At 72.1% G+C, this 26648-nt stretch carries 22 protein-coding genes and 2 tRNA genes; 12 read left to right on the plus strand and 12 right to left on the minus strand.

What is annotated here, in order from left to right; all coding sequences use genetic code 11:
- Window positions 1-193: 193 nt before the first annotated feature.
- Both tig and ABZY20_RS17820 read right to left on the minus strand, forming a co-directional pair.
- Window positions 194-1579, minus strand: coding sequence for a trigger factor (gene tig, locus ABZY20_RS17815; RefSeq protein WP_356442457.1), 1386 nt, complete (start codon window positions 1577-1579; stop codon window positions 194-196).
- Between the two features lie 193 nt (window positions 1580-1772).
- Window positions 1773-1849 (minus strand) — tRNA-Pro (locus tag ABZY20_RS17820).
- A 165-nt stretch (window positions 1850-2014) separates the two neighbouring features.
- Between ABZY20_RS17820 and ABZY20_RS17825 the strand changes: the two genes are divergently transcribed.
- Window positions 2015-2085: transfer RNA gene (locus tag ABZY20_RS17825), tRNA-Gly, on the plus strand.
- An 81-nt stretch (window positions 2086-2166) separates the two neighbouring features.
- Here ABZY20_RS17825 and ABZY20_RS17830 read toward each other — a convergent pair.
- Together ABZY20_RS17830 and ABZY20_RS17835 are read right to left on the minus strand one after the other, a co-directional pair.
- Window positions 2167-4533: a serine/threonine-protein kinase gene (locus ABZY20_RS17830; RefSeq protein ID WP_356442458.1), complete on the minus strand. Its 2367-nt coding sequence runs from the start codon at window positions 4531-4533 to the stop codon at window positions 2167-2169.
- 105 nt (window positions 4534-4638) lie between these two features.
- Window positions 4639-4833: a hypothetical protein gene (locus ABZY20_RS17835; protein ID WP_003990237.1), complete on the minus strand. Its 195-nt coding sequence runs from the start codon at window positions 4831-4833 to the stop codon at window positions 4639-4641.
- A gap of 623 nt (window positions 4834-5456) precedes the next feature.
- Between ABZY20_RS17835 and ABZY20_RS17840 the strand changes: the two genes are divergently transcribed.
- Window positions 5457-6635 carry an acyltransferase family protein gene (locus tag ABZY20_RS17840; RefSeq protein WP_356442459.1) on the plus strand — a complete coding sequence of 393 codons (1179 nt, stop codon included), beginning with the start codon at window positions 5457-5459 and terminating at the stop codon, window positions 6633-6635.
- Between the two features lie 15 nt (window positions 6636-6650).
- Here ABZY20_RS17840 and ABZY20_RS17845 read toward each other — a convergent pair whose 3' ends face one another.
- Window positions 6651-7112: an HD domain-containing protein gene (locus ABZY20_RS17845; RefSeq protein WP_356442460.1), complete on the minus strand. Its 462-nt coding sequence runs from the start codon at window positions 7110-7112 to the stop codon at window positions 6651-6653.
- A 14-nt stretch (window positions 7113-7126) separates the two neighbouring features.
- Complete coding sequence (locus ABZY20_RS17850; RefSeq protein WP_356442461.1) at window positions 7127-8305, minus strand: PP2C family protein-serine/threonine phosphatase; 1179 nt, start codon at window positions 8303-8305, stop codon at window positions 7127-7129.
- Window positions 8306-8468: 163 nt separating this feature from the next.
- Between ABZY20_RS17850 and ABZY20_RS17855 the strand changes: the two genes are divergently transcribed.
- Window positions 8469-9722, plus strand: a complete 1254-nt coding sequence (locus ABZY20_RS17855; RefSeq protein WP_356442462.1) for a GNAT family N-acetyltransferase — start codon at window positions 8469-8471, stop codon at window positions 9720-9722.
- Window positions 9723-9764: 42 nt separating this feature from the next.
- On the opposite strand, the gene ABZY20_RS17860 is transcribed toward ABZY20_RS17855, so the two are convergent.
- Both ABZY20_RS17860 and ABZY20_RS17865 read right to left on the minus strand, forming a co-directional pair.
- Entirely contained in the window at window positions 9765-10574 is an 810-nt protein-coding gene (locus tag ABZY20_RS17860; RefSeq protein ID WP_356442463.1) for a DNA-formamidopyrimidine glycosylase family protein, read from the minus strand.
- Between the two features lie 105 nt (window positions 10575-10679).
- On the minus strand, window positions 10680-11165 hold the full coding sequence (locus tag ABZY20_RS17865; RefSeq protein WP_356442464.1) for a ribose-5-phosphate isomerase: 486 nt from the start codon (window positions 11163-11165) through the stop codon (window positions 10680-10682).
- A 286-nt stretch (window positions 11166-11451) separates the two neighbouring features.
- Between ABZY20_RS17865 and ABZY20_RS17870 the strand changes: the two genes are divergently transcribed.
- Window positions 11452-12969, plus strand: coding sequence for an amino acid permease (locus tag ABZY20_RS17870; protein ID WP_356442465.1), 1518 nt, complete (start codon window positions 11452-11454; stop codon window positions 12967-12969).
- 85 nt (window positions 12970-13054) lie between these two features.
- Here ABZY20_RS17870 and ABZY20_RS17875 read toward each other — a convergent pair whose 3' ends face one another.
- Window positions 13055-14806 (minus strand): protein kinase, encoded by a 1752-nt coding sequence (locus tag ABZY20_RS17875; RefSeq protein WP_356442466.1) that lies wholly within the window; start codon window positions 14804-14806, stop codon window positions 13055-13057.
- Window positions 14807-15021: 215 nt separating this feature from the next.
- Here ABZY20_RS17875 and ABZY20_RS17880 point away from each other — a divergent pair, with 215 nt between their 5' ends.
- Complete coding sequence (locus ABZY20_RS17880) at window positions 15022-15747, plus strand: hypothetical protein (RefSeq protein WP_356442467.1); 726 nt, start codon at window positions 15022-15024, stop codon at window positions 15745-15747.
- A 213-nt stretch (window positions 15748-15960) separates the two neighbouring features.
- Here ABZY20_RS17880 and ABZY20_RS17885 read toward each other — a convergent pair whose 3' ends face one another.
- Window positions 15961-16539, minus strand: coding sequence for a biotin transporter BioY (locus ABZY20_RS17885; RefSeq protein WP_356442468.1), 579 nt, complete (start codon window positions 16537-16539; stop codon window positions 15961-15963).
- A 402-nt stretch (window positions 16540-16941) separates the two neighbouring features.
- Between ABZY20_RS17885 and ABZY20_RS17890 the strand changes: the two genes are divergently transcribed.
- Window positions 16942-18324, plus strand: coding sequence for an amino acid permease (locus ABZY20_RS17890; RefSeq protein ID WP_356442469.1), 1383 nt, complete (start codon window positions 16942-16944; stop codon window positions 18322-18324).
- A gap of 131 nt (window positions 18325-18455) precedes the next feature.
- Window positions 18456-19103: a superoxide dismutase gene (locus ABZY20_RS17895; protein ID WP_356442470.1), complete on the plus strand. Its 648-nt coding sequence runs from the start codon at window positions 18456-18458 to the stop codon at window positions 19101-19103.
- A 204-nt stretch (window positions 19104-19307) separates the two neighbouring features.
- On the opposite strand, the gene ABZY20_RS17900 is transcribed toward ABZY20_RS17895, so the two are convergent.
- Together ABZY20_RS17900 and ABZY20_RS17905 are read right to left on the minus strand one after the other, a co-directional pair.
- Window positions 19308-19931: a histidine phosphatase family protein gene (locus tag ABZY20_RS17900; RefSeq protein WP_356442471.1), complete on the minus strand. Its 624-nt coding sequence runs from the start codon at window positions 19929-19931 to the stop codon at window positions 19308-19310.
- Window positions 19928-21397 carry an FGGY-family carbohydrate kinase gene (locus tag ABZY20_RS17905; protein ID WP_356442472.1) on the minus strand — a complete coding sequence of 490 codons (1470 nt, stop codon included), beginning with the start codon at window positions 21395-21397 and terminating at the stop codon, window positions 19928-19930. Before ABZY20_RS17905 ends, ABZY20_RS17900 begins: the two co-directional genes overlap by 4 nt.
- A 156-nt stretch (window positions 21398-21553) precedes the next feature.
- On the opposite strand from ABZY20_RS17905, the gene ABZY20_RS17910 reads away from it, so the two are divergent.
- Genes ABZY20_RS17910 through ABZY20_RS17930 form a run of 5 tightly spaced genes read left to right on the plus strand, consistent with a single transcriptional unit; the run spans window position 21554 to window position 26568 of the window.
- The gene (locus ABZY20_RS17910; protein ID WP_356442473.1) at window positions 21554-22975 is read left to right on the plus strand and encodes an extracellular solute-binding protein; all 1422 of its coding nucleotides are present in this window, start codon (window positions 21554-21556) and stop codon (window positions 22973-22975) included.
- Window positions 22976-22977: 2 nt separating this feature from the next.
- Entirely contained in the window at window positions 22978-23856 is an 879-nt protein-coding gene (locus ABZY20_RS17915) for a sugar ABC transporter permease (RefSeq protein ID WP_356442474.1), read from the plus strand.
- Window positions 23853-24677: a carbohydrate ABC transporter permease gene (locus ABZY20_RS17920; protein ID WP_356442475.1), complete on the plus strand. Its 825-nt coding sequence runs from the start codon at window positions 23853-23855 to the stop codon at window positions 24675-24677. The genes ABZY20_RS17915 and ABZY20_RS17920 overlap by 4 nt, the downstream gene beginning before the upstream one ends.
- Complete coding sequence (locus ABZY20_RS17925) at window positions 24674-25762, plus strand: ABC transporter ATP-binding protein (RefSeq protein ID WP_356442476.1); 1089 nt, start codon at window positions 24674-24676, stop codon at window positions 25760-25762. Before ABZY20_RS17920 ends, ABZY20_RS17925 begins: the two co-directional genes overlap by 4 nt.
- Window positions 25759-26568, plus strand: a complete 810-nt coding sequence (locus tag ABZY20_RS17930; protein WP_356442477.1) for a DeoR/GlpR family DNA-binding transcription regulator — start codon at window positions 25759-25761, stop codon at window positions 26566-26568. Before ABZY20_RS17925 ends, ABZY20_RS17930 begins: the two co-directional genes overlap by 4 nt.
- Window positions 26569-26648 lie beyond the last annotated feature (80 nt).

Consider the following 26648-nt stretch of genomic DNA (forward strand, 5'->3'; position numbering starts at 1 on the left):
GGAGATGGGAGTGTTCGCCGGGGGCGTAGCGCCGCGCGGCGGAGCCGGGTGGTTTCGGGCCGTGGGCGGCTGCGGGCGCGTGGGGGCTTGTCGCGCAGTGCCCCGCGTCCCTGAGGCGCGCTGACCTCCCGGGCGCAAGAAGGCCCTGGGGCGTGCCCCAGGGCCTTCCTCACGGACTCACCGCCACCGGGGCTCAGCCCTCGGTCTTCTCCTCGGCGGAGGCCTCCGTGGCCTCGGCCTCGGCCTCGGCGGACTCCGTCTCGTCCTCTTCGTCGTCGAGGTCGATGACCTCGCCGTTGGTGTCCTTGACCGTGGCCTTCTCGACCACGACGGCCAGCGCCTTGCCGCGGGCGACCTCGCCGACGAGCAGCGGCACCTGGCCGCCCTCGACGACCGCCTGGGCGAACTGGTCGGGGGACATGCCGGAGGAGGCGGCGCGGCGCATGAGGTGCTCGGTGAGCTCCTCCTGGTTGACGTTGAGCTTCTCCTGCTTGACCAGCTCGTCGAGGACGAACTGGGTCTTGATGCCCTTGACCGCGGCCTCACGGGTCTCGGTGTCGAACTCCTCCTCGCTCTTGCCCTGGATCTCCAGGTACTTCGCGAGGTCGAGGCCCATCTGGCCGAGCTGGTGGTGCTCCAGGTTGTGCTTGCGGGTGTTGATCTCGTCCTCGAGCAGCTTCTCGGGGACGGGCACCTCGACGAGCTCCAGCAGCTTCTCCAGGACGCGCTCCTGGGCCTGCGTGGCCTGGTCGTACTGCTTCATGTTCTCCAGGCGCTTGCGGCTGTCCGCGCGCAGCTCCTCGAGGGTGTCGAACTCCGAGGCGAGCTGGGCGAACTCGTCGTCCAGCTCGGGCAGTTCACGCTTGGCGACCTGGGTGACCTTGACGGTGACCTCGGCCTCCTTGCCGGCCGCGGAGCCGCCCTTGAGCTCGGAGGTGAAGGTGGCCTCGCCACCGGCCTCCAGGCCCTTCACGGCGTCGTCGATGCCGTCCAGCAGCTCGCCGGAGCCGATCGTGTAGGAGACGCCGCTCGCGACGCCGTCCTCCAGGACCTCGCCGTCGACCTTGGCCTCCAGGTCGATCGTCACGACGTCGCCGTCCTCGGCGGCACGCTCGACCGGGGCGGTGGAGGCGAAGCGCTCGCGCAGCTCCTCGACGGCCTTGTCGACGTCCTCGTCGGTGACCTCGACGGCGTCGACCTCGACCTCGATGCCGGAGTAGTCCGGGATCTCGATGGCCGGGCGGATGTCGACCTCGGCGGTGAAGTTCAGCGTCTCGCCGTCCTTCAGCTCGGTGATGTCGACCTCGGGCTGGCCCAGCGGGCTGAGCTCGGCCTCGTTGACCGCGTCGGTGTAGAACTTGGGAAGCGCGTCGTTGACGGCCTCCTCCAGCACGGCACCGCGGCCGAACCGCTGGTCGATGACCCGGGCCGGGACCTTGCCCTTGCGGAAGCCCTTCACCGTGACCTGCTGGTTGATCTTCTTGTACGCCGCGTCGAGGCTGTCCTTGAGCTCCTCGAAGGGCACCTCGACAGTGAGCCGAACCCGAGTCGGGTTCAGGGTCTCCACGGCGCTCTTCACGGTTCGGTCTCCTTGTGGCTGACTTCTTGGTTTCTGCCGGGGCCAGAGCGGCCCGGCGGATTTCGCCGCCCGGAGGACTGCAGACGATGAGACACACGGGCGTGCAGCTTGCATAGTAACGGCAGCGACTACACCGCCCAAAAGGCGATCACGACGGCGACCGGGCGACGATCACGGGGGACGACCGGGTGGCTGGTCGGGGTGGCGGGATTTGAACCCACGGCCTTCCGCTCCCAAAGCGGACGCGCTACCAAGCTGCGCCACACCCCGTCTGGTGCGACACGTAGGGTACATGCCCGCACGCGGTGCGGCCGCCGCATTTCCGCGGGGTGCGCGCCGCGCCGGTCCGGCCGGGAATGTGGTGTGCGGTCCAGGGGGGCGACCCGCTACGATGCCTTCAGTGCCGCGGTCGCTCCGACCTGCGGCGCGCGCTGTGCGGGCGTAGCTCAATGGTAGAGCCCTAGTCTTCCAAACTAGCTACGCGGGTTCGATTCCCGTCGCCCGCTCTGCAGGCCCCGGGCCCGGTTCCTCGGAACCGGGCCCGGGGTGTTTTCCGGGGCCCTGGTGGTGCCGGCGGGCACGCCCGGTCACATGTCCCGTACGTCGACCGTGTAGACGGAGCGCACTCCGTACGGGACGTACAGCGCGTCGCCGACGAGGGTGAGCGGGGCGCCCGAGGTGACGAGCATGCTGTCGGTGCGGCCGCCGTCGTCGCGGCCGTCGCGGGTGGCCTCGACCTTTCCGGTGCGCAGGTTCAGGGCCGCCAGGCGGCCGCTCGGGGACGCGAAGAACACCTGGGTGGCGGAGGCGGTCGGCGGGCCCTGCTGCTCGACCGAGGAGTTGGAGTCCCACAGCGTGCGGCCGGTGCGCGCCGAGACCGCGCGGACGCCTCCGCTCTCCCGGGTGAAGAAGACCGTCCCGCGGAGCAGGTACGCGTTCGCGTCGTCGGGCCGGGGCTCGGCGAGGCGGCGCACGGTGACCACGTGCGAGGAGACGTCGATCAGGGTCAGGCCGCTGTCCGGGCGGAGGGCGTCCGCGAGGACCAGTCGTCCGTCGTGCCGGCCGAGCAGGTCGGCGGTGCCCTTCACCACGACGGTCCAGCCGGCCTTTCCGGTGGCCGGGTCGATCTGCCGGACCTCGGTGCGGCCGGTCTCCCCCTCCTCGGTCACGGTCGAGCACAGGAGGTAGGCGCGGCCCGCCGCCGAGCGCAGCAGGCAGTCCGGCTGGGTGTCCGGCTTGGGGCGCTTCCAGCGGACCTCGCCGGTCTCGGCGTCGAGCAGGGCGTACTGGTCGCCCTGGCCCCCGTAGAAGGTGATCACGCCCTCGGGGACGGCCGTGGCCATGCCCTGCGTGCTGTCGGGGGCGACGGCCGACTCGCCCGTGCCGACGGGGGTCCGCCAGAGCACCTTGCCGCTGCCGGGGTCCAGGGCGTTGACGGCGTAGCTGCTCAGCGGGCCGTTCGCGGTGTCCTGGTCGTCGCCCTCGTAGCCGTAGACGCGGCCGTCGCCGGTCCCGATGAGGGCGCCGTCGGACGTGCCGGAAGTGCCGTCGGGCGTGCGGTCGACGGGCCGGGACCAGGTGTTGCGGCCGTCGGCGAGGCCGAAGCGGGTCGCCATCAGCTCGGCGCCGGCGCACACCAGGGAGGAGTCGACGGCGGCGCAGCCGGTGAGGGCGCTGCCGGCGCCGCCCAGGATGCGCTCGCTGCCCGGCGCGGCCTGCGCGGCGGTGGCCCAGGGCTTCCAGCCCTCGGGGAGGTCGCTGCGTGCGGCGGTGGACTTCGCGGCGGGCTCGCCGGAGCGGTTCAGGACGAGGGTGGTGGTGACGACCGCGGCGAGGGCGGCGGTCACGGCGGCGGAGACGAGGAGCAGGCGGCGCCGGCCCCGGCGGCGCTCTGGCCCGGGGGGCGGCGTCCCGTCCGGGGTGTCCGGCCCGGGAGGCCCGGCCGGGGTTCTGCCGGGCCGCTGGTGGGGTCCCGCGTCCGGCTCGGCGCGGGCTTCCGCGGGCGGGTCGAGCAGGGCGGCGCCCCGCTCGGTGCCCGCGGCCTCGGGCCACGCCGTCACGGCGGGCTGGGTCGGCCGCGCGCCCGGCTCCGGCCGTGCGTGCTGCACCGGGGCGGAGCCGGAGCGGGGAGGTCCGCCGGGGGCGCGGCCCTCGTGGAGGAGGGCGAACAGGTCGTGCGCGGCGGGGCGGGTCTTGTGGTGCTTCTCCAGGCAGCGGCGGACGAGCGGGAGCAGTTCCTCCGGTACGCCGGTGAGGTCCGGCTCGCCCTCGACGACGCGGACGGCCGTCTCGTACGGGCTGGGGCTGTCGAACGGTCCGCGGCGGGTGGCCGCGTAGGTGAGGACCGAGCCGAGGGAGAAGATGTCGGCGGCGGGGCCCACGTCCTGCGGGGACGCGAACTGCTCGGGGGACATGAAGGGGGGCGTGCCCATGACGCGCCCGGTCTGGGTGAGGGCGTCGGCGGCGGCGAACTCGGCGGCGCGGGAGATGCCGAAGTCGATCACGCGGGGGCCGTCCTCGGCGAGCATCACGTTGGCCGGCTTCAGGTCGCGGTGGACGACCCCGGCACGGTGGATGTCGCGCAGCGCCTCGGCGAGGCCGGCGGCGAGTTCGCGCAGGCGGGGCAGCGGGAGCGGGCCGTGTTCGCGGACGTGGCTGCCGAGGTCCGAGCCCGGTATGTAGACGGTGGCCATCCAGGGGCGCGGCGCGTCGGCGTCGGCGTCCACGACGGGGGCCGTGAAGGCGCCGCTGACCCGGCGGGCGGCGGCCACCTCGCGGCGGAAGCGGGTGCGGAACTCGTCGTCGTCGGCGTACTGGCCGTGCACGACCTTGACGGCGAGGCGCCGGCCGGAGGCGGAGCGGGCCAGGTAGACCACGCCCATGCCGCCGGAGCCCAGGCGGCCCTCGATGCGGTAGCCGCCGACCTCGGCCGGGTCGGAGTCACGCAGCGCCATCCCCGTACGTTCCCCCCGTCACGCACCGTCCTGTGGTCGGGGCGAGCGTATCCGCACGGGCGCGGGACCCGCGGGGCGGGGCTCGGGTGGCGCGGTGGCGCCCCGTCAGAAGCTGATGGAGTTGATGGTCTCCGCTATCGAGTTGAGGAACCGCTGGATGTCGTCGGCCATACCGGTCGAGGCGAGGAAGAAGCCGAAGAGGACCGCCACGATCGCGGGACCCGCCTTGATGGAGCCGCCTCTCAGCAACACCACAAGGATGATCGCCAACAGCAGCACCACAGACAGTGAAATGGCCACAACTGATCACACCCTCGGTCGGTCCGCTTGCCCGGCCCGGGGACGCGACCCCGCGCACCCCGCCAGAACCATCGTGCCACCAACCCGGCCGGGTCATGCGGCCGGTGACGCATGGACCACCCGCCCGGCGTCCGGACCCGCCCGCGCGGGCTGCGGGGGCGGACCCAACCACGGGCACTCGTACGGCAATTCGAAGCACCACCCGCGCAGGGAATTCAGCCGGATCGTTTCCGTCTCCACACAACGCGTTCGCAGCTAATTCGAATTGTCGCCGCCGGCTCCTCAACACCTCGTCGGGCAACACCCGGACGAGGGTGGAAGCGGACATTCCACCGGAGTCGCCTGCTGGTCTTATGCCCCGCTTAGTCCGGACGTATCACGACACATAGGTCCGAGGCGGTGCAGACGATCCGTGATCGGCGGATGTGTCGGTCATCACGCCGATCGTGATGTCAACTACCCGTAATCCGGGGTACCCGCAGCGAATAGCCAGGATTCACATCCGGCGTTTTACGAATAGCCGCAGGGAACGCTAGGGTGCCTCAGATGTTCCACGCTGCCTCGTCCCCCTCAAGCGCAGCGAGGTCCCGGATCGTCTCCCCGAGCTCCTGGTGGGAGGGTCTGTGACGAACTCGCTGCGACCGAACGGCGACCGCAAGGCGCCACTTCCCCCGGTCCGAACGCCGGCCGACGGAGTGCCGAGCCCGCGCTCGCCGCACAGTCCGCAGAAGAAGCAGCACGGCAAGCAGCGCGACGCCTTCTTCGACAACGCCAAGTACCTCGCCATCGTGCTGGTGGCCATGGGCCACGCCTGGGAGCCGCTCAAGGGCGACAGCCGGATACTCGAGGCGGCGTACCAGGTCGTCTACGCGTTCCACATGCCGGCGTTCATCATCATCTCCGGCTACTTCTCGCGCAGTTTCGACATGCGGCCCGACCGGCTGAAGCGCCTGATCACGGGCGTGGCCGTGCCGTACATCGTCTTCGAGACCGCCTACCCGCTCTTCAAGCGCTGGATCGACGACGACCCGGGGCAGGAGATCAGTCTCCTCGACCCCTGGTACCTGACCTGGTTCCTGGTCGCGCTGTTCGTCTGGCGGATGACCACGCCCATCTGGAAGATGGTGCGCCGGCCGCTGCCGCTCGCGCTGGGACTCGCCATGGTGGCGAGCGTCAGCCCGGAGATCGGCGACGACCTCGACCTCCAGCGGGTCCTGCAGTTCCTGCCGTTCTTCGTGCTGGGGCTGTCGATGCGGCCCGAGCACTTCCACATGGTGCGCCGCCGCTCGGTGCGGATCGCCTCGGTGCCGGTGTTCGCGGCCGCCCTGGCCGTCAGCTGGTGGGCGGTGCCCCGGATGAACACCGCGTGGTTCTACCACCGCGACGCCGCGCAGGAGCTGGGCGCGCCGTGGTGGACCGGGCCGGTGATGGTGCTGGCGCTGTTCGGCTGCTCGCTGGTGCTGACCGCCTGCTTCTTCGCCTGGGTGCCGCGCCGCCACATGTGGTTCACCGCGCTCGGCGCCGGCACGCTGTACGGCTACCTGCTGCACGGCTTCCTGGTGAAGGCCGGTGACTACCAGGGCTGGTTCGAGGCCTCGTGGCTGGACCACCCGGTCGGCCAGGTCCTCGTGACCGCCCTCGCGTCCGCCGTCGTGACCGTGCTGTGCACCAAGCCGGTGCAGCGGATGTTCCGGTTCGCGATGGAGCCGAAGATGGAGTGGGCCTTCAGGCGGGACGCGGCCGAACTCGCCCGCGAACGCCAGGGCGCCGAGCGGCGCGAGCGGGAGAAGGTCAACGCCTGACCCCCGTGGTGTGACTCAGCCGGCGAGACCGAGAAGTGCGCGCATCCGCGCGTACTTCTCGGTCAGTCGTTCACGGGTCGCCGCGTCGAGGATCGCGAGGCGGTCCGGGTCCGCGTTGTGCGCCAGGTCCGCCTCCTTCACCAGCAGCGCGCCGGGCACGGCCAGGATCCGCGCCGCGTACGCCTCGGGCGGCTCCCCCGCGCGTTTGGTGACCGCCAGGACGATGTCCTTCGTCCGGCTGCTCAGCGCCGCCCCGCGCAGCCAGTCGGGCGACAGCGCGCCGTCCTCGACGGCGTCGTGCAGCCAGGCCGCCGCGATCTGCTCCGCGTCGCCGCCCCGCTCCCGCACGCCCTCGGCGACGGCCCGGAGGTGCTCGGCGTACGGCCGTCCCGCCTTGTCCGTCTGCCCGGCGTGCGCGGCACGGGCGGCGGCCTCCACCTGGGCCGGGGTCAGCGGGGTCCTGTGCGTCTCGGTCACCGCCCCAGTGTCCCTCAGCGCAGTGCCGCTGCGGTCGGTCCCTCGCGGCAGATCAGCAGCAGCGCCCGGTCGTCGTTGACGTCCTTGGCCACGGCCTCGATGAGGTGCCAGGCGGCGCCGTGGAAGCCGCCCGCGACATAGCGGTCGGCCTCGCCGGTGAGGCGGTCGATGCCCTCGACGATGTCGCGGTCGGCGGTCTCCACCAGGCCGTCCGTGAACAGCATCAGCACGTCGCCCGGCCGCAGCGAGCCCTTCACCGGGTCGAACTGGGCACCGTCGTAGACGCCGAGGAGCGGGCCCTCGGCCGCCTTCTCCTCCCAGCGGCCGCTGCCGGCGCTGAGCTGCAGGCCCGGCGGATGGCCGGCGGAGTAGAGCTCGTAGTCGCCGGAGTCCAGGTCGAGGACCAGGTGGATGGAGGTCGCGAAGCCCTCGTCCCAGTCCTGGCGCAGGAGGTAGCCGTTCGCGGCCGGGAGGAAGGCGTGCGGCGGCAGGGAGCCCAGCAGGCCGCCGAACGCGCCCGACAGCAGCAGCGCGCGGGAGCCCGCGTCCATGCCCTTGCCGGAGACGTCGGTGAGGACGACTTCGAGCGTGCGGCCGCCGTTGGTGCGCGCCGCCACCACGAAGTCGCCCGAGAACGACTGTCCGCCCGCGGGGCGCAGGGCCATCTCCCGGTGCCAGCCCTCCGGCAGGTCGGGCAGCTTGCTCTGCACCCGGATGCGTTCGCGCAGGTCGAACAGCATGGTGCCGCCGCGCCGCCAGGGCACGCCGACCCGGCTGCGGAACTGGGCCAGCAGCAGCCCGAAGAAGCCGCACGCCGCGACCACGAGCACGGTCCCCGGAGTGACCCGGGAGGGCCCTTCCGTGTAGGGGCCCAGTTGCACCGACTCCACGATCAGCGCCGTGGCCGCCGCCGCGTACAGCCCGAGCAGGCTCGCCGGGCGCAGCAGCAGGCCGCCGACGACGACCGGCAGGACCAGCGCGGCGGGGGTGAACCACACCGAGTTGGCCAGGGTCGCCGCGGCTATCGCCGGCACCATCAGGAGCAGTCCGGCCAGGGCGATCCAGTCGGAGCCGTCGCCGCGGAAGTAGTCCACGGCGGCCCGGCGCATGCCGACGCGGGCCCGGTGCCACTGCTTCTTCAACCGGGCCGTGAACGTCTCGGCTTCCGCGCGCCGCTGTCGTCCTGCTGCCATTAGTTCGGGACCCTATCCATCGGACCAGCCCCTTGGCACGGGAGGTCCCACTTGTCCCCCGTCCGAGGGCCCGACTTCGCGGGGAACGTCACGGAGTGCCGCCCTGCGCGGGGCCGGGAGAAATTCCCTCGCTCGTCCCGCATTGCCCTGATAGGCATGGCTCATGGCTACGGACGCGAACGGCTCTTCGATCGACCTGCGGGCGCTGGACAAGGACGAGTGGGACACCTGGTACGACACCCTCCTGCGGGCCTTCGGCGGGGTGCCGGAGGCCCCCGAGGAGCGGGAGTTGTGGAACTCGCTGACCGAGTTCGACCGTTCACTCGGCGCGTGGGACGGGGACGCCTGCGTGGGGACGGCCGGGGCGTTCAGCTTCCGGCTCACCGTGCCGGGCGGGGCGTCGGTGCCGGCCGCGGGCGTGACCATGGTGAGCGTGGCCGCCACGCACCGCCGGCGCGGGGTGCTGACGCGGATGATGCGCCGGCAACTGGACGACGTCCGCGCCCGGGAGGAGCCGCTGGCGCTGCTCACGGCGTCGGAGCCGGCGATCTACGGGCGGTTCGGATACGGCGCGGCCACCTTCCACTTGCAGGCGGAGATCGACACCACCCGGGTGAGCCTCTCGCCGCTGCCGGCCGGTACGGACGGCGTACGGCTGCGGTACGCCGCGCCGGAGGACGCCCTCGGCGTGTGCGAGGAGGTGTACGGCCGGCTGGTGCCGCTGCGGCCGGGCATGCCGGCCCGGCAGCCGGGCTGGGAGCGGGTCCCGCTGCTCGACCCGGAGAGCGGGCGGGGCGGGGCGTCGCCGCTGCAGTGCGTGCTCGCCGAGCGGGACGGCGAGACGGTCGGGTACGCGCGCTACCGCGTCAAGCCGGAGTGGGAGTCCGCCGGGCCCGAAGGCGTGGTGGTGGTCGAGGACTTGGCCGCCCTGGAGCCCGCGGCGGACGCGGCCCTGTGGCGGTTCCTGTTCGGGATCGACCTGACGTCGAAGGTGACGGTGAAGGGGCGGCCCGTCGACGACGCGTGGCAGTACCTGGTGACCGACGTACGGCGCTGCCTGCCGCGACTGCGGGACTCGCTGTACGTCCGTCCGGTGGAGGTGGGGGCCGCACTGGAGGCGCGCACCTACCAGGCGCCGGTGGACGTGGTGTGCGAGGTGGAAGACGCGTTCTGCCCCTGGAACGCCGGGCGCTGGCGGCTCAGCGGGGACGCCGCGGGGGCGTCCTGCGAGCGGACGACGGACGCGGCCGACATCGCGCTGTCCGTACGGGAGTTGGGAGCGGCCTATCTCGGGGGCGTGTCGCTGACGGCGCTGGCCGCGGCGGGGCGGGTGCGGGAGCTGCGGCGCGGGGCGCTGGCCGAGGCGTCGTCGGCGTTCGGGAGCGCGGTCGCGCCGTGGCTGCCGCACGGGTTCTGACCCGGGGGCCCTGGTGCGGCCGTTGACGCCGGGGCGCGGTGCTCAGGGGTGCTGGCAGGCCGGGCACCAGAAGAGGTTGCGGGCGGCGAGGCCGGCGGTGCGGATCTCGCCGCCGCAGATGTGGCAGGGCAGTTCGGCCCTGCGGTAGACGTACACCTCGCCGCCGTGGTCGTCCACCCGGGGCGGGCGGCCCATCGCCTCCGGGGTGTGCTCCGGGCGGACGGTGTCGATGCGGTTGTTGCGCACGCCCTCGCGCATGAGCGCGACGAGGTCGGCCCAGACCGCCCGCCATTCGGCGGGGGTGATGTCCTTGCCCGGGCGGTAGGGGTCGATCCGGTGCCGGAAGAGGACTTCCGCGCGGTAGACGTTCCCCACGCCGGCGATGACCTTCTGGTCCATGAGGAGGGCGGCGATCGAGGTACGGCTGCGGGCGATGCGGCGGTAGGCGGTGTCCGGGTCGGCGTCGTCGCGGAGCGGGTCGGGGCCGAGGCGGTCGTGTATCGCCCGCTTCTCCGGGGGTGTGATCAGCGCGCAGGCCGCCGGGCCGCGCAGGTCGACGTAGGCGGTGTCGTGCGCGAGGCGGAGGCGGACGGTGGCGGTGGGGGCGGGCGCGGGGGCCGGCCCGAAGGTGACCTTGCCGAAGAGGCCGAGGTGGATGTGCACCCAGTCGGTCGCGCCGAAGCCGAGGAAGAGGTGCTTGCCGTGGGCTTCGGTGCGGGTCAGCTCGGTGCCGGTGAGAAGCGCGGCGGCGGAGTCGAACTTGCCCTGGGGACTGGTGACGCGCGGTGCGGTGCCGAGGAAGGCCGTGGCGTAGTCCTGGGCCAGGCGGTGGATCGTGTGGCCTTCCGGCACGGGGGTCTTCTCCTCTGACGGCAGGGGCGTCACGCCCGGGAGCAGCCGGGGGCCCGGGGCCGCCCGCGGGGGGGCGCGCCCGGGCCTTCGTCCCGGCCCTCGGGGCTACGGCTGCGGGTGGTGCGCCGGGATCGGCGGGAGGTCGCCGGTGGTCTCGTACGCCGCGAGCATGTCGATCCGGCGGATGTGACGTTCGTCACCGGAGAAGGGGGTGTTGAGGAACGTCTCGACGAACGCGGTGGCCTCGTCCTGGGAGTGCATGCGCGCACCCACGGCGACGACGTTGGCGTTGTTGTGCTGGCGGCCCAGGGCGGCCGTCTCCTCGCTCCAGGCGAGGGCCGCACGGACGCCCTTGACCTTGTTCGCGGCGATCTGCTCGCCGTTGCCGGAGCCGCCGATGACGACGCCGAGGGCGTCGGGGTCCGCCGCCGTGCGCTCCGCCGCGCGGAGGCAGAAGGGCGGGTAGTCGTCCTGGGCGTCGTAGATGTGCGGGCCGCAGTCGACGGGGTCGTGACCCGCCTCCTTCAGCCACTCGACGAGGTGGTTCTTGAGTTCGTAGCCCGCATGGTCCGAGCCGAGGTACACGCGCATGGGACGAGTGTGACACGGGCGTTTCCGGGCATGCGGCCGGGGTGGCGGTCCGGGTGGCCGTCGGGAAAGCCTAGGCAAAATGTGAGCCGGATTACGGAAGCTCAGGAAAACCTCAAGTAACAATCTGAATTCAAAGGTTCTCCTGTACGTTCGCCTCCGATTCACTGGACCGGCCCGTACACCGCTCGTGCGGGTCCCCTGTACACCGCCGTACCGCGAAACACCCCCTTCGCATGGTGCGCGGTCGTACGGAGAACAGCTCCCCGGCGCAAAGGAAATCCGCTCCATGACCTCGCAGCCGACGACGAACACGTCCGAGAACACCCGTGGCGGGCCGGACGGCCCCCACGGCACCGGCGGCAACGGGGCGCACGACCCCGGACTGCAGGCCGGACTGAAGAGCCGGCACCTGTCGATGATCGCCATCGGCGGTGTCATCGGCGCCGGCCTCTTCGTGGGCTCCAGCTCCGGTATCGCCACCGCCGGACCCGGCATCCTCCTGTCCTACGCCCTCGTCGGCACGCTCGTGGTGCTGGTGATGCGGATGCTCGGTGAGATGTCGGCCGCCAACCCGACCTCGGGTTCCTTCTCGGCGCACGCCGACCGGGCGCTCGGGCCCTGGGCCGGCTTCTCCATCGGCTGGCTGTACTGGTTCTTCTGGGTCGTGGTGCTCGCCGTCGAGGCCACGGCCGGCGCCGTGATCCTGGAGGGCTGGATACCGGCCGTGCCGCAGTGGGCCTGGGCCCTGATCGTGATGGTCGTGCTGACCGCCACCAACCTCGTCTCCGTCGGCTCCTACGGCGAGTTCGAGTTCTGGTTCGCGGGCATCAAGGTCGTCGCCATCGCCGCGTTCATCGTCATCGGCGGACTGGCCGTGTTCGGCCTGCTGCCCGGCGTGGACAGCGAGCAGGCAGGGCTGGGCAACCTCACCGGGCACGGCGGCTTCCTGCCCAACGGGGCCGGGGCGATCCTCACCGGTGTGCTGCTCGTCGTCTTCTCCTTCATGGGCAGCGAGATCGCCACGCTCGCCGCCGGTGAGTCCGAGAACCCGCAGCAGGCCGTCACCAAGGCCACCAACAGCATCATCTGGCGTGTCGCCGTCTTCTACCTCGGCTCGATCTTCGTCGTGGTCGCCCTGCTCCCCTGGGACAGCAAGTCCATCACCGAGGACGGCTCCTACGTCGCGGCGCTGGACTCCCTCGGCATCCCGCACGCCGGGCAGATCATGAACTTCATCGTGCTGACCTCGGTGCTGTCCTGCCTCAACTCGGGCCTGTACACCGCCTCCCGCATGGCCTTCTCGCTCGGCCGACGCGGTGACGCGCCGAGGTCCTTCGCCCGCACCACCTCCAACGGCGTGCCGCGCACCGCGATCCTCGCGTCCGTCGCGTTCGGCTTCGTCGCCGTGTTCTTCAACTACAAGTTCCCGGACTCCGTCTTCCTCTTCCTGGTGAACTCCAGCGGCGCGGTCGCCCTGTTCGTGTGGCTGGTGATCTGCTTCTCGCAGCTGCGCATGCGGAAGATCATCAAGGCCGAGGCGCCGGAGAAGCTCGTCGTGAAGATGTGGCTGTACCCGTACCTGACCTGGGCGACGGCCGCGCTGATCGTGTTCATCCTCGGCTACATGCTCACCGACACCGAGCACGACGGACGGACGACGATCTCGCTGTCGCTGCTCGTCGCGGCGGTGGTGCTCGTCATCGCCTTCGTCAAGGAGAAGGTGGCCGGCGGGCGGCGGGCCGCCGCCGGGGCCGACACCGACACCGACACCGAGCGTCCTCGGGACGAGGTCTCGGCCGGCTGACCCCCCGGTCGCTCGCCGTCCCGGTCTTCGGGTGGGCCTGCGGTGCGTGCCGCCTTCCGGCGCGCGCCGCAGGCCCTTTTCCTTCTCACAGCACGGTGAAGCTGTCCTTGACCTTCTCGTACGTGCGCAGGGCCTCCGGCTCGGTGCCGGAGTCGTACCAGGTGTTGATCTGGAACGACTTGGCGCGTGCGTCGAAGCCGAGCAGGCGGGCGCGCCAGTGCACCCCCTCCAGCGTGAAGGTGTACTCCCAGACCACCGCCGGGTGGCCGCGGAACGTCGTCTCCTCCAGGCGGATCTTGCGGTAGTCCCGGCCCTGCCGGGCGTTGCGCTCCGAGGTCCGCCAGGTCTCCAGCAGGTCGCCCCGGGCCAGGGACGACCTGCCGACCAGTTCCTGTGTGCCGTCCGGGGAGGTGTAGTGCACCTCCGCGCCCGTCTTCACGTCCCGGCGCCACCCCTCGGGGGTCGCCCAGGCGAACCCTCCGGCCTCCCGGTGCGCGCCGGGCGGCAGGACCGGCGGCCTGGACGTGCCCCCGACCGTCGGGGACGGGGCGGAGCCCGTCGCGGCCGGTGCGGAGTCCTGGGGACCGGCGCGGGTGTCGTCGCCGGGCGAGCCGGACGACGTCGCCAGCAGGATCGCCACGACGGTGCCCGCGGTGGCGAGGGCCGCAGTGGCGGTGGCGAGCCGCCGCGGGCGGCGGTGTGCGGGTCCGGCTGTGCCGCTGCCCGGGCGGGTCGTGGACGGGCCGGCGGGGCGGGCGGGTTCGTCCGGTGGCCCGGGAGCGGGGTGGGGGCGGCGCTCGGTCTCCGCGCGGGCGTGGACGTGTGCGTGGGTGTGGGCGAGGGGGACGGGGTCCGGGCGGTGGGTGGTGGCGGGGCGCTCCGGGCGGGCGGCCGGGCGCGGGTGGGGGTCGGGCCGCCCGGGGCCGCCGGCCCGGGTCTGCGCCGGCCCCGGTGGCGTCCCGGGCACCCGTCCCCCCGCGACGGTCGGGGTCGGTTCCGGGAACGCCACCGGCCGCAGGGCCGCTTCCAGTGCGTCCAGGTCGGGGCGGGCCGACGGGTCCTTCTCCAGGAGGGACGTCACGAGGGCGCGCAACGGGCCGCACCCGGCGGGCAGTTGGGGCTCCTCGTAGAGGACCGCGTGCAGGGTGGCCAGTGTGGTGTCGCGGGAGAACGGGGAGCGGCCGCCCAGGGCCGCGCAGAGGGTCGCGCCCAGGGACCAGAGGTCGGACGGCGGTCCCTGCGGGCGGCCGGAGATGCGCTCGGGGGCCATGTAGTCGGGCGAGCCGACCAGCATGCCGACCATCGTCAGGGCCTTGGCGTCCTGGATCGCCGCGATGCCGAAGTCCGTGAGGACGACCCGGCGGCCTGACGAACGGGCGTGCGTGGCCGGTCCGTCGCCCGCGGGCGGTCCGGATCCGGCCACCCCGTCCGGGTGCTCCACCAGCACGTTCCCGGGCTTGATGTCCCGGTGCAGTACGCCCCGCGCGTGCACCTGCCGCAGCGCGGCCACCAGGCCCAGGCCGATCCTGGCCGCCTCGCCGGGGCTCAGCGGGCCGGTCTCCGCGAGGATCCGCTCCAGGGAGCGGCCCGCCACCAGCTCCATGACGATCCAGAGGCGTTCGCCCTCGTCGACGACGTCGTAGACCCGTACGACGTTGGGGTGGTCGATCCGGGCCGTGGCCCTGGCCTCGCGCAGCGTGCGTTCACGGCGCGTCCTGCTGTCCTCCGCGTCCAGGCCGTCGATCCGCATCTCCTTGACGGCGACCTGACGGTCCAGCATTTCGTCGGCGGCCCGCCACACCCGCCCCATTCCCCCCTGGCCGATACTCTCGACCAACCGATAGCGCCCCGTCACCAATAACCCTGGAACACCGCCGCTGTTCGCATTTCCCGGCAATCCGCTGCACCCCCTCCACGACGCCGCGACCGACTCCAGTGAAACACAACGGTCACACTTCGCGCCGCACCAGGATAGGGCCGGGAAATCTTGTGGTACCTCTTTCAGTGCTGCGAATTCGGATGCAGCCGTGGGGGACGCAAGGGGGGACGAACATGAGTTCTCGTCGTACGGCCGTGGTCGTGGGACCGCTGGTCGCGGCATCATTCTCGGCGGTGCTGATCCTTTCCGGCACCGCCGGAGCGGAGGACGGGGGGCCTGCGAGCAGCAAGGGCGGAAAGGCGGTCGAGGAGGCACCGGCGGGCGTGCGGCTCACCACTCTGCTGCCGGAAAGGATCTCGGTCGACAACGGTTCCGAAAAGACGGCCATAACCGCCACGGTGAAGAACGAGGGGAGCAAGGAAAGCGGGAAGGTCAGGCTGTTGGTCGTCGGATTCGACGGACTCACCGTCAAGAACGTCGAGGGATGTTCCGCGATAGCCGAGAAGGACCTTCCGGAGGGGTCGAACAGCGGATTCGCCTGCCCGGTCGGGAATCTCGCCGCGGGTGCGTCGAAGTCGTACGCCGTCGAGGCGACGTACGACCTGGGCAGGACCGGCAGGATCTGTCTGCCCGTGCAGTCGGGCGACGGGAAGAGGACGTTCTGGCAGCAGGGCCCGGTGCCGTTCGGCACGGCCAACCCGTCGCCCGACGCCCCGGCCACTCCCCTGCTGCTCGGCACGGACAACAAGCCCGCGGGGCCCGGCGGCAGGGAACTGGCCAGGACCGGTCCGGCCCGCGATCTGCTGCCGCTGGGCGCGGCCGGTGCGTCGCTGGTCGCGGCGGGCGTGGCCGGAATGTGGTGGTCCCGGCGGCGGCGGACGGGGCGGCAGGAGGGCTGATCCGGCCGCCTGGGGGTCCGCACGCACACGCCCAGGGGCCGCACACCACGCCGAGAAACCCGCACACGCGGCAGAGGCCCGTACACGCCGCAGAAGCCCGCGCACGCGGCAGAAAGCCCGTACACGCCGCAGAGGCCCGCCGGGAACCATGCCCCGGCGGGCCTCTGCCGCGTCACGGCGCCACGGCGCCACGGCGCCCGAACGCCGGTGCGTTCAGCGCTTGTTCGCGAACTTCCAGGCCGTCGGCAGCGCCCCCATCGCCAGCGCCGCCTTCAGCGCGTCGCCGATGAGGAACGGAGTGAGGCCGGCCGCGATCGCGGCGGTGGCGGACATGCCGGTGGCCAGGGCCAGGTACGGCACGCCGACGGCGTAGATGATCGCCTCGCCCACGAGCATCGTGCCGGCCATGCGCAGCACGGAGCGGTCGGCGCCGCGGCGGGCCAGGGCGCCCACGACGGTGGCGGCCAGGATCATGCCGAGGATGTAGCCGAAGGACGGCGCGACACCGGAGGTTCCCTGGGCGAACCACGGCACGCCGGCGAGGCCCGCCACCGCGTACAGCGCGAGGGCGAGGAAGCCGCGGCCGGCGCCGAGGGAGGTGCCGACGAGCAGCGCGGCGAAGGTCTGGCCGGTCACCGGCACCGGGGAGCCCGGCACGGGCACCGAGAGCTGGGCGGCGAGGCCGGTGAGCGCGGCGCCGCCGAGCACGAGGGCCGCGTCCCGGACGCGGGAGGCGGGGAGCAGGTCGGCGAGGACCTGTCCGGTGCGAGCGGGTACGGCGGCGGTGCTCATGGGGACTCCGCGAGGGTGAGGGTCGGTGGGACACGGTGACGCTATCCCAGCGCCCTCGCCCTGATCACCGTCAGCGATCGACAAAGGCACGATCGCCCGGTTGGTCGGCTCCATACAAAGGGTGGCGCCTACACCGAGGAGGGCGTGACGCCGGTCACTGAGGCAGAGCGGCCTCGGTCACCCCGGCGGCGGTCGGGTGGACTGTAGGGTTTCGCCAACCCGCCGCCAGCCGGGCGCCGCGCGCCGTCCGCGACGGTCGCCCACCCTCCGTTCCTGCGGGCTCACTGCGCGCGTCGCCCGCGTCCGCATCCTGGACACGTCGTGGTGTCCGCCGGGGCGACCGCCGAGACTGGCGGCGTTTTTGCCCTCGTACGCCCCTCACGCATTGGACGAGCCGCGCCCATGCCCAGCAGCACCACCACGGAGACGCCGACCAGCGCGGACGGCGTCTCCCTCTCTCATGGCCTGAAGCAGCGCCATCTGTCGATGATCGCCCTCGGCGGTGTGATCGGAGCCGGCCTGTTCGTCGGCTCCGGCGCCGGCATCGCCGCCGCCGGTCCGTCGATCGTGGTCGCCTACACCCTCTCCGGCCTCCTCGTGATGCTGGTGATGCGGATGCTCGGCGAGATGTCGGCCGCCCATCCCTCCTCCGGCTCGTTCTCGGCGCACGCCGAGCGGGCCATCGGCCCCTGGGCCGGATTCACCGCCGGCTGGTCCTTCTGGATCCTGCTCTGCACGGCCGTCGGCCTGGAGGGCATCGGCGCCGCGAAGATCGTCAGCGGCTGGCTGCCCGGGACCCCGGAGTGGGCGTGGGTGGCGCTGTTCATGGTCGTCTTCTGCGCCACGAACCTGGCGGCCGTGAAGAACTTCGGCGAGTTCGAGTTCTGGTTCGCGGCCCTGAAGGTCGCCGCGATCAGCCTGTTCCTGGTCCTCGGCGTCCTGGCGATCCTCGGTGTGCTGCCCGGCACGGACTCGCCGGGCGCGGGCAACCTCACCGACTTCCTGCCCAACGGCACCGAGGGACTGGTCATCGGCCTGCTCGCCTCGGTCTTCGCCTACGGCGGCCTGGAGACGGTCACCATCGCGGCGGCCGAGTCGGAGAACCCCGTCAAGGGCGTGGCGAGCGCGGTCCGCACGGCGATGTGGCGCATCGCGCTGTTCTACATCGGCTCGATGGCGGTCATCGTCACCCTCGTCCCCTGGGACTCGAAGGAGGTCGTCGAGAAGGGCCCGTACGTCGCCGCCCTCGACGAGCTCGGCATCCCGGGCGCCGGCCAGCTGATGAACGTGGTCGTGCTGGTGGCGCTGCTGTCCGCCATGAACGCCAACATCTACGGCGCCTCCCGCATCGCCTACTCGCTGGTGGAGCGCGGCCAGGGCCCCAAGGGGCTGGGCCGGGTCTCGGGCGGGGTGCCGCGGATCGCCGTGCTGGCGTCCTCGGTCTTCGGTTTCCTGTGCGTGCTGCTGAGCTACTGGCGGCCGGACGACGTCTTCGCCTGGCTGCTGAACATGATCGGCGCGGTGATCCTGGTCGTGTGGATCTTCATCGCCGTCTCGCAGCTCAGGCTGCGCCGCCGGCTGGAGCGCGAGGCGCCGGAGAAGCTGGCCGTGCGGATGTGGGCGTTCCCGTGGCTGACGTGGGTGGCGCTGGCCGGCATGGCCGCCGTCTTCGTCCTGATGGCCCGGGAGCCGGACACCCGGGTGCAGTTGTACTCCACGGGCGGCATGACCCTGGTCCTCGCAGCCGTCGGCTACGGCTGGCAGCAGGCCCGCGCCCGGCGGTAGGCACCGCACGCGAAAAGGCCCCCGCGACACACGCGGGGGCCTTTTCGTGCGCCCGGGAGACCGCATCCGCCCACTTGCTGCTAGCGTGCAGTTGCAACACACTTGCAATAAGAGGTCCGGAGGGGAACCCCATGCCCGTCTACACGCTGCCCGAGCTCCCGTACGACTACGCCGCGCTCGCCCCCGTGATCAGCCCCGAGATCATCGAGCTGCATCACGACAAGCACCACGCGGCCTACGTCAAGGGCGCCAACGACACGCTGGAGCAGCTCGCGGAGGCGAGGGACAAGGAGACGTGGGGGGCGGTCAACGGGCTGGAGAAGAACCTGGCCTTCCACCTGTCGGGCCACATCCTGCACAGCATCTACTGGCAGAACATGACCGGCCCGAAGGACGGCGGCGGCGAGCCCCTGGCCCAGGACGGCGTGGGTGAGCTGGCCGACGCGATCACCGAGTCCTTCGGTTCCTTCGCCGGTTTCAAGGCGCAGCTGTCCAAGGCGGCGGCCACCACGCAGGGTTCGGGCTGGGGCGTGCTGGCCTACGAGCCGCTCAGCGGCCGCCTGATCGTGGAGCAGGTCTACGACCACCAGGGCAACGTCGGCCAGGGCTCGACCCCCATCCTGGTCTTCGACGCCTGGGAGCACGCCTTCTACCTGCAGTACCGGAACCAGAAGGTCGACTTCATCGAGGCCATGTGGCAGGTCGTCAACTGGCAGGACGTGGCCCGCCGTTACGAGGCCGCCAAGTCCCGCGCGGACGTGCTGCTGCTGGCCCCCTGACCCGCCGGAGACCTCCCGGGACGTCCTGCCTCGTGATCGTCTTCTCACCCTTCACGCACGGCAGGCGGAATGAGGGAAGCCCTCGCGAGGACGTGACTCGCGGGGGCTTTCCCGTGCGCGGAGGTTTCCCCGTGCGCGAGGGCTTTCCCGTGCGCGTGCTCCTCGCCCCGGGCTCCTGACCGGGGGAGGGCAAGCGATCGCCCGCTACGGCACGTCCGGTTCGCACGGCACGTTGAGCGAGAGCAGGGCGGCGGAACCGTCGGGGTGCATGCGCAGTTCGCTGATCGCCGCGTTCCGCAGCCTCGGGAGCACTCTGCGGTACTCCCGGACCGGGATCGACAGCAGCGTGCACAGCACCAGGCGCAGCAGGGTGTTGTGGGCGACGACCAGGACGCGCCCGCCGGGGTGGGCGGCAGCGATCTCGCGCAGGGCGCGGACTCCGCGGGCCGCTGCCGCGAGCGGGTCCTCGGCGCCGGGGAAGGAGTGGGCGACCGGGTCGGCGCGGTAGGCCGCGGCCCATTCCGGGTCCTCGGTCTCGAACTCGGCGAGCGTACGGCCCTCGACCACGCCGAAGTCACATTCGCGCAGGTCCGGTTCGAGCCGCGGGGTCAGTCCCAGGGTGCGGCAGGCGGGGTCGGCGGTGGCGACGGCCCGGGACAGCGGGGAGGTCCGGATCGCGTCGACGGGGTGGGCGGCGGCCCAGCGCCCGAGCGCCTCGGCCTGGGCCCGCCCGGTGCCGGTGAGGCCGATGTCGCTGACGCCGGCGTAGCGGTTCTCGGCGTGCCAGACGGTCTGCCCGTGGCGGGCCAGCAGCAGGGTCGTACTCATGAGGCGGAAGTATCCCGGTTCAGGCGGCTGTGGGCGTGGGCGGCGACCGGGCCGGGCAGCCAGCCGCGGTCCCGCAGGGCGTCGACGAGGCGCGCGTACGGTTCCGCGAAGGCCGCCGTGCGGTCGGGGCGGGGCCGCAGCACGGTCCGGACGCGGACCATGCGCTCGGCCGTCCTGGCCAGGGTGCCGGTGCGCGCCACCCCGTACGCGGCCAGCGCCGCCATCCCCAGCGCCGGTTCGGTCTGCTCGGGGACGCGGGCCGGGCGGCCGAGGATGTCGGCGCGCAGCTGGTTCCAGTAAGGGCTGCGCGCGCCGCCGCCGGTGAAGGCGAGCGGGCCGTCGAGGGGCGCGCCGAGGTGGTGCAGGTAGTCCAGGCAGAGCCGCTCCGCGAAGCCGACGCCCTGCAGCAGCGCGGCCCACAGGTCGGCGTCGTCCGCCGGGTCGCCGAGCAGCAGGGAGGTGGCCTGCGGCGCCCGGAACGGGAACCGCTCCCCCGGTGAGACCAGCGGATAGGCGAGGACGCCCGACGGCTCGTACGCTCCGGCCCGCTCGTCCATGGCGGCCGCGTCGGCGGACGGGAAGTGCGCCGCGAGCACCCCGGCCCCGACGCTGGAGGCCCCGCCGGGCAGCCAGGTGCCGTCCGGCGCGCGGTGGTTGTAGACCACGCCGGTGGGGTCCCGGACGGGGTCGCGGGCGGCTCCCTTCAGGACGAGGGTCGTGCCGAGCACGGAGTTCCAGGAGCCCGGCCGCAGCGCGCCCGAGGCGATCTGGGCCGCGCAGCCGTCGGTCATCCCGGCGAGCACCGGCGTCCCGGCGGGGATGCCGGTGGCCTCGGCGGCGGCGGGGGCGACCTCGCCGAGGCGGGTGCCCGGGGGGACGACGCCGGGCAGCAGGTCCCCGGGCACGCCCAGACGGGCCAGGGCGGCCTCGGGCCAGCGGTCGCCCCGGAGGTCGTAGCCCGTCTTCAGCGCATGGCTGGAGTCGGCCGGGGGCGGCGCGCCGATGAGGCGGGTGACCACCAGGTCCGGCTGGTGACGGAGCCTCAGGCCCGGCCCGTACTCGGCCAGCAGCCACAGCGCCTTCGGCAGCGCCCAGGTGTCCTGCACCGCGAGCCCCGCCTCCCGGGCCCGTGCCGCCTGGGCCGCGGCCCGCCCGTCGTCGTACATCAGGGCGGGACCGACCGGCCGGCCGGCGTCGTCGGTCAGCAGGACCGTGCCCGACGTGCCGCACACCGCGAGCCCGCCGACCGGGACGCCGGCGGGCGCGGCGGCGAGCGCCGCCCGGGAGGCGGAGCACAGCGCCGCCCACCACCGCACCGGGTCCTGTTCGTGCCGCACCCCCTCGCGCCGCCCGGTCAGCGGGGCCGAGCCGCTGCCGAGGACCGTGCCGTCGGCGGTGACGAGCAACGCGCGGACGCTCTGGGTGCCCAGGTCGATCCCCAGCCAGCCCGCATCCTGGTCCGTCATCCGGAACCTCCCACGCCGTCGCAGCCTGAACTGTGAAGTTCTCACTGTGCCCCGATACTTTCCCGTGCGCGAGGGATTGACGCCCAACTTCAGCCGATCCACCCTCTGTTAACGAGTCGACTCGACGTGTTAGCCAGGCTCCACGCGGAGGTACGGATGAACACGCACGTGCACGACCGCCGGCGCTTCCTCGCCCTCGCCGCCGGGGCCGCCGCCGCTCCGCTGCTCACGGCCTGCGGCGCCGGGTTCGGCGGGAACGACGACAAGGGCGACGGGTCCGCGGCGGACGACGTCACCGGCTCCTTCGACTGGAAGCGCGAGAAGGGCACCACCGTCAAGGCCCTGCTCAACAAGCACCCGTACACGGACGCGCTCATCGCCGACCTGAAGTCCTTCACCGCGAGGACCGGCATCGAGGTCGAGTACGACGTCTTCCCCGAGGACAACTACTTCGACAAGCTCACCGTCGACCTGTCCAGCGGGCGTGCCTCCTACGACGTCTTCATGCTCGGGGCGTACATGGTGTGGCAGTACGGGCCGCCGGGCTGGCTGGAGGACCTCGGGCCCTGGATGCGCAACTCCTCGGCCACGGGCGCCGAATGGGACCAGGCGGACTTCTTCCCGAACCTGCTGCAAGCCGACCAGTGGTCGCTGAAGGCGGGGGCGCCGCTGGGACAGGGCGGGCAGTACGCGCTGCCGTGGGGCTGGGAGACCAACGTCGTCGCCTACAACACCGAGGTGTTCGGCAGACTCGGCCTGAAACCGGCGGAGTCCTTCGACGAGCTGACCGAACTGGCCGCCACCATCAAGCGGAAGGCACCGGGCGCCGGCTTCGACGGCATGTACGGGATCGCCGTGCGCGGCTCGCGGAGCTGGGCCACCATCCACCCCGGCTTCATGACGATGTACGCCCGCAACGGCCTGAAGGACTTCACGGTCGACGGCGGCAGGCTCACCCCCGCGATGAACAGCCCCGAGGCCGTCGCCTTCACCGAGGACTGGGCGCGGATGGTCAAGCGGGGCGGGCCGCCGTCCTGGACCTCGTACACCTGGTACCAGTGCTCCAGCGACCTGGGCGCGAAGAAGGCCGGGATGCTCTTCGACGCCGACACGGCCGCCTACTTCCAGGCGGTGAAGGGCGCCAGCCCCGCCTCCGGGAAGATCGCCTTCCACCCCGGCCCGAAGGGTCCGGACGGCTCCCTCGCCACCAACATGTGGATCTGGTCGCTCGGCATGAACGCCAAGAGCAAGAAGAAAAGCGCGAGTTGGCTGTTCCTGCAGTGGGCCACCGGCAAGCAGCACCTGCGCAGGAGCGCGGTCAGGCACCACCACATCGACCCGGTGCGCAGGTCGGTGGCCGAGGACGCCGCCTACAAGGACAAGATGCGGCACCTGCCCGGGTTCCTGGAGACCTTCGAGACGGTCGTCGACCAGACGAAGATCCAGTTCACCCCGCAGGCGCAGTTCTTCGACGCGACGACCAGCTGGGCCGCGGCCCTCCAGGAGATCTACGGCGGCGAGGGCGCGCAGCCGGTGCTGGACGGGCTGGCGGACGACCTCGCCGGCAAGGTGGGCTAGCCATGCGGCTCGCGCTGCGCCCGTACCTCCTGATCGTCCCGGCCCTGCTGCTGACCTGCGGGATCCTGTACCCCTTCGGGCTCGGGCTGTACTACACGCTGTTCGACTTCTCGGCGGGCAAACCGCAGCCGGACATGGTGCGGTTCGAGAACTACGAAGCCGTCTTCACCCAGGAGGCGTTCTGGAACTCGGCGTGGGTGACCGTGCTGTACGCGGTCGGCGCGGCGCTGACCGAGACCGTGCTCGGCGTGGCCGTCGCCCTGCTGCTGCACCGCTCCACCCTGATCGGCCGGGTCCTGGAGAAGATCCTGATCCTGCCGCTGATGATCGCCCCGGTGATCGCGGCGATCATCTGGAAGCTGATGCTCCAGCCCTCGGTGGGGGTGGTGAACCACCTGCTCAGGCCGTTCGGTCTGGGCGGGGTGCAGTGGACCGACACCCCGACGGGCGCGCTGCTGTCGTCGATCGCCGTGGACGTGTGGGTCTACACCCCGTTCGTGGCGATCCTCGCCCTGGCCGGTCTGCGGTCGCTGCCCGCCTCCCCGTTCGAGGCGGCGGCCGTGGACGGCGCGGGGTGGTGGTACACCTTCCGCCGGCTGACCCTGCCGATGCTGTGGCCGTACGTGCTGGTCGCGGTGATCTTCCGGTTCATGGACTCGCTGAAGGTGTTCGACATCATCTACGCCCTCACCGAGGGCGGGCCGGGCGACTCGACGGTCGTCCTGCAGATCCGGGCGTACCTGGAGGCGATCCGCTTCCAGCGCTACTCCTTCGGGATCTCCTACACGATCGTGCTGTGGGCCGTGGTGTACCTGGCCGCGATGGTGCTGGTGAAGCACCTGGGGAAGATCCAGCGCCGGGCCGCGGAGGTGTCCACGTGAAGAAGCGTGCGCTCGGGTGGCTGGCGGACGCCGCCCTGGTCCTCTACTTCGTCTTCGCGCTGTTCCCGATCGCCTGGATGGTGATCCTGTCGCTGAAACCGGCGGACCAGTTGTTCTCCACCTACTTCTCCTTCTCCCCCACCCTCGACGGCTACCGGACGGTCCTCGGCGACAGCGAGGGCATCCCGTTCGTGCGGTTCTTCGTCAACAGCCTGGTGGTGTCGGTCGGCGCGGTCGCCCTGTCGCTGGCCGTCGGGCTCCCGGCGGCGTACGCCTCGGCCCGGTGGCGGTTCAAGGGCTCCGAGAACCTGATGTTCACGCTGCTGTCGTTCCGCTTCGCGCCCGAACTGACCGTGATCATCCCGCTGTTCGTGCTGTACCAGAAGCTCGGCCTGTTCGACACGTACGTCGGCATGGTGTGGGTGCTGCAACTGGTGACGCTGCCGCTGATCGTGTGGATCATGCGGTCGTACTTCGCCGACCTCACCCCCGAGCTGGAGCAGGCGGCCCTGCTGGACGGCTACACCCGCAAGCAGGCCTTCTTCAGGGTGGCTCTGCCCCTGGTCAAGCCGGGCATCGCGGCCGTGTCGCTGCTGGCGTTCATCTTCGCCTGGAACAACTTCGTCTTCCCGCTGATCCTCACCTCCAACGAGGCCCAGACGGTGACCGTGGGCGCGCTGTCCTTCCTCGGCGGCGACCGGCCCAAGTACCACCTCACGGCCGCCGCCGCGCTGGTCTCCGTCGTCCCGCCGCTGCTGCTGGCGCTGACGATCCAGCGCTATCTGGTGCGGGGCCTGTCCTTCGGGGCGGTGAAGTCGTGATCCGGCTGAGTGGGATACGCAAGGCGTACGGGAGGACCGTCGCGCTCGACGGGCTGGAACTGGAGGTGCGCCAGGGCGAGTTCTTCTGCCTGCTGGGCCCCTCGGGAGCGGGCAAGACGACGACCCTCAAGACCGTCGCCGGACTCGAACAGCCCGACGCCGGCACGGTCGTGCTGGACGGCAGGGACATGCGCGGCGTGGAGCCCTACGACCGGGGCGTGGCCATGTGCTTCGAGAGCTACGCCCTCTACCCGCACCGCTCGGCCTACGACAACCTGGCCTCGCCGCTGCGCTCGCCCCGGCACCGGCTGCCCGCCGCCGAGGCCGGGCAGCGCATCGGCGCGATCGCCGAACTGCTGGGCATCTCCGGCCTGCTGGACCGGCAGGTCGGGCAGCTGTCCAACGGGCAGCGCCAGCGCGTCGCCCTCGGCCGGGTCCTGGTCCGCCCCGCCCGGGCCTTCCTGCTCGACGAGCCGCTGTCCCACCTGGACGCCAAGCTCCGCCAGCAGATGCGGGCCGAGCTGAAGGCGATCGGGGCCGTACGGCACACCACCACGCTGTACGTCACCCACGACTCGGTCGAGGCGCTCGCGCTCGGCGACCGCATCGGGGTCATCCGCGAGGGGCGGATCGTCCAGACGGGCACGCGGGAGGAGATCTGGTACCGGCCCCACGACACGGAGGTCGCGCGGGCGTTCGGCCGGCCCCGGATCAATCTGCTGCCGGGCGTGGTGACGGAGAGCGGGGTGCGGTCGGACGGCGGGGTGGAACTGCCGGTCCGCGCACGGGCCGCACCGGGCACGGACGTCCTGGTCGGCCTGCGGCCCCGGGACCTCGCCCTGCACGGCGACGGGCACGAGCTGACCGGCACGGTCTACGTCACCGAGGTGCTCGGCCGGTCCGTCGAGGTCACCGTCCGGCTCGGGACCGGGGAGCGGCGGGTGTCGCTGGTGGCGTCCCGGGCGGACGCGGCGCGCCTCCGTCCGGACGATCCGGTACGGCTCGTGGTCCGGCCTGAGAACCTGCTGCTGTTCGAGGCCGACCGGCCGGAACGACCGGGACGACGGATAGAGACACAGCGATGAGCAACAGCAGCGGTGGACAGCAGGGGCCCGCGGCGCGGCAGGCCGCCATGGCCGAGCAGGTGCTGGCCGACGGCTCGGCGACGGCGGCGGAGCTCGCCGAGCGGTTCGGGGTGAGCCTCATGACCATCCACCGGGACCTCGACGAGCTCGAACGGCAGGGCATCGTACGGAAGTTCCGCGGCGGGGTGACCGCGCAGCCGTCGGGGGTCTTCGAGTCGAACGTGCAGTACCGGCTGAAGACCATGCGCGCCGAGAAGGCCGCCGTCGCCGAGCACGCGCTGCGGATGGTGGAGCCCGGCATGGCGATCCTGCTCGACGACTCCACGTCCACGCTGGAGATAGCCAGACGGCTGCGCACGGGCGAGGTCACACCCCTGACGGTCGTCACCAACTTCCTGGAGGCGATCAACCTCCTGGCCGACCAGCGGGGCATCCACCTGATGGCCCTCGGCGGCGACTACGACCCGCTGCACTCCTCGTTCCTCGGGGTGTCGTGCGTGGAGGCGGTCGAGCAGCTGCGGGTGGACGTGTGCTTCGCGTCGACGTCGGCCGTGCACGGGGGCTACGCCTACCACCAGGAGCAGCACATCGTGTCCGTGAAGCGGGCGATGCTCGACGCGGCCGCCCGGAACGTGCTGCTGATCGACCACACCAAGCTCGGCCGGGTCGCCCTGCACCGGGTCGTCCCGCTGTCCCGCTTCGACACGGTCCTCGTGGACGACGGGGCGGCACCGGAGGCCCTGCGGGATCTGGACGAGCACAAGGTCCGTTACGAGGTTTGCGCGACGCCCGTGAGTGAGCCGTAAGGGCGCGCCGGTGTCGTGGCCGCGAGCGCGCGGAGGCCCGAAGGGTCGAGCACGGTCGCGGCCACGACACCGGCTGACAG

The organism is Streptomyces sp. NPDC006624 (genome assembly GCF_040611555.1).
Classification (GTDB): Bacteria; Actinomycetota; Actinomycetes; order Streptomycetales; family Streptomycetaceae; genus Streptomyces.

Bases quoted from the DNA above. Each gene is read 5' to 3' on its own strand.
- ABZY20_RS17855 (WP_356442462.1), top strand. From the start codon at position 8,469: ATGGCTACGGACGCGAACGGCTCTTCGATCGACCTGCGGGCGCTGGAC.
- ABZY20_RS17865 (WP_356442464.1), bottom strand. From the start codon at position 11,165: ATGCGCGTGTACCTCGGCTCGGACCATGCGGGCTACGAACTCAAGAAC.
- ABZY20_RS17905 (WP_356442472.1), bottom strand. From the start codon at position 21,397: ATGACGGACCAGGATGCGGGCTGGCTGGGGATCGACCTGGGCACCCAG.
- ABZY20_RS17885 (WP_356442468.1), bottom strand. From the start codon at position 16,539: ATGAGCACCGCCGCCGTACCCGCTCGCACCGGACAGGTCCTCGCCGAC.
- ABZY20_RS17880 (WP_356442467.1), top strand. From the start codon at position 15,022: ATGAGTTCTCGTCGTACGGCCGTGGTCGTGGGACCGCTGGTCGCGGCA.
- ABZY20_RS17850 (WP_356442461.1), bottom strand. From the start codon at position 8,305: ATGGCAGCAGGACGACAGCGGCGCGCGGAAGCCGAGACGTTCACGGCC.
- ABZY20_RS17870 (WP_356442465.1), top strand. From the start codon at position 11,452: ATGACCTCGCAGCCGACGACGAACACGTCCGAGAACACCCGTGGCGGG.
- ABZY20_RS17910 (WP_356442473.1), top strand. From the start codon at position 21,554: ATGAACACGCACGTGCACGACCGCCGGCGCTTCCTCGCCCTCGCCGCC.
- ABZY20_RS17830 (WP_356442458.1), bottom strand. From the start codon at position 4,533: ATGGCGCTGCGTGACTCCGACCCGGCCGAGGTCGGCGGCTACCGCATC.
- ABZY20_RS17890 (WP_356442469.1), top strand. From the start codon at position 16,942: ATGCCCAGCAGCACCACCACGGAGACGCCGACCAGCGCGGACGGCGTC.
- ABZY20_RS17895 (WP_356442470.1), top strand. From the start codon at position 18,456: ATGCCCGTCTACACGCTGCCCGAGCTCCCGTACGACTACGCCGCGCTC.
- ABZY20_RS17930 (WP_356442477.1), top strand. From the start codon at position 25,759: ATGAGCAACAGCAGCGGTGGACAGCAGGGGCCCGCGGCGCGGCAGGCC.
- ABZY20_RS17900 (WP_356442471.1), bottom strand. From the start codon at position 19,931: ATGAGTACGACCCTGCTGCTGGCCCGCCACGGGCAGACCGTCTGGCAC.
- ABZY20_RS17915 (WP_356442474.1), top strand. From the start codon at position 22,978: ATGCGGCTCGCGCTGCGCCCGTACCTCCTGATCGTCCCGGCCCTGCTG.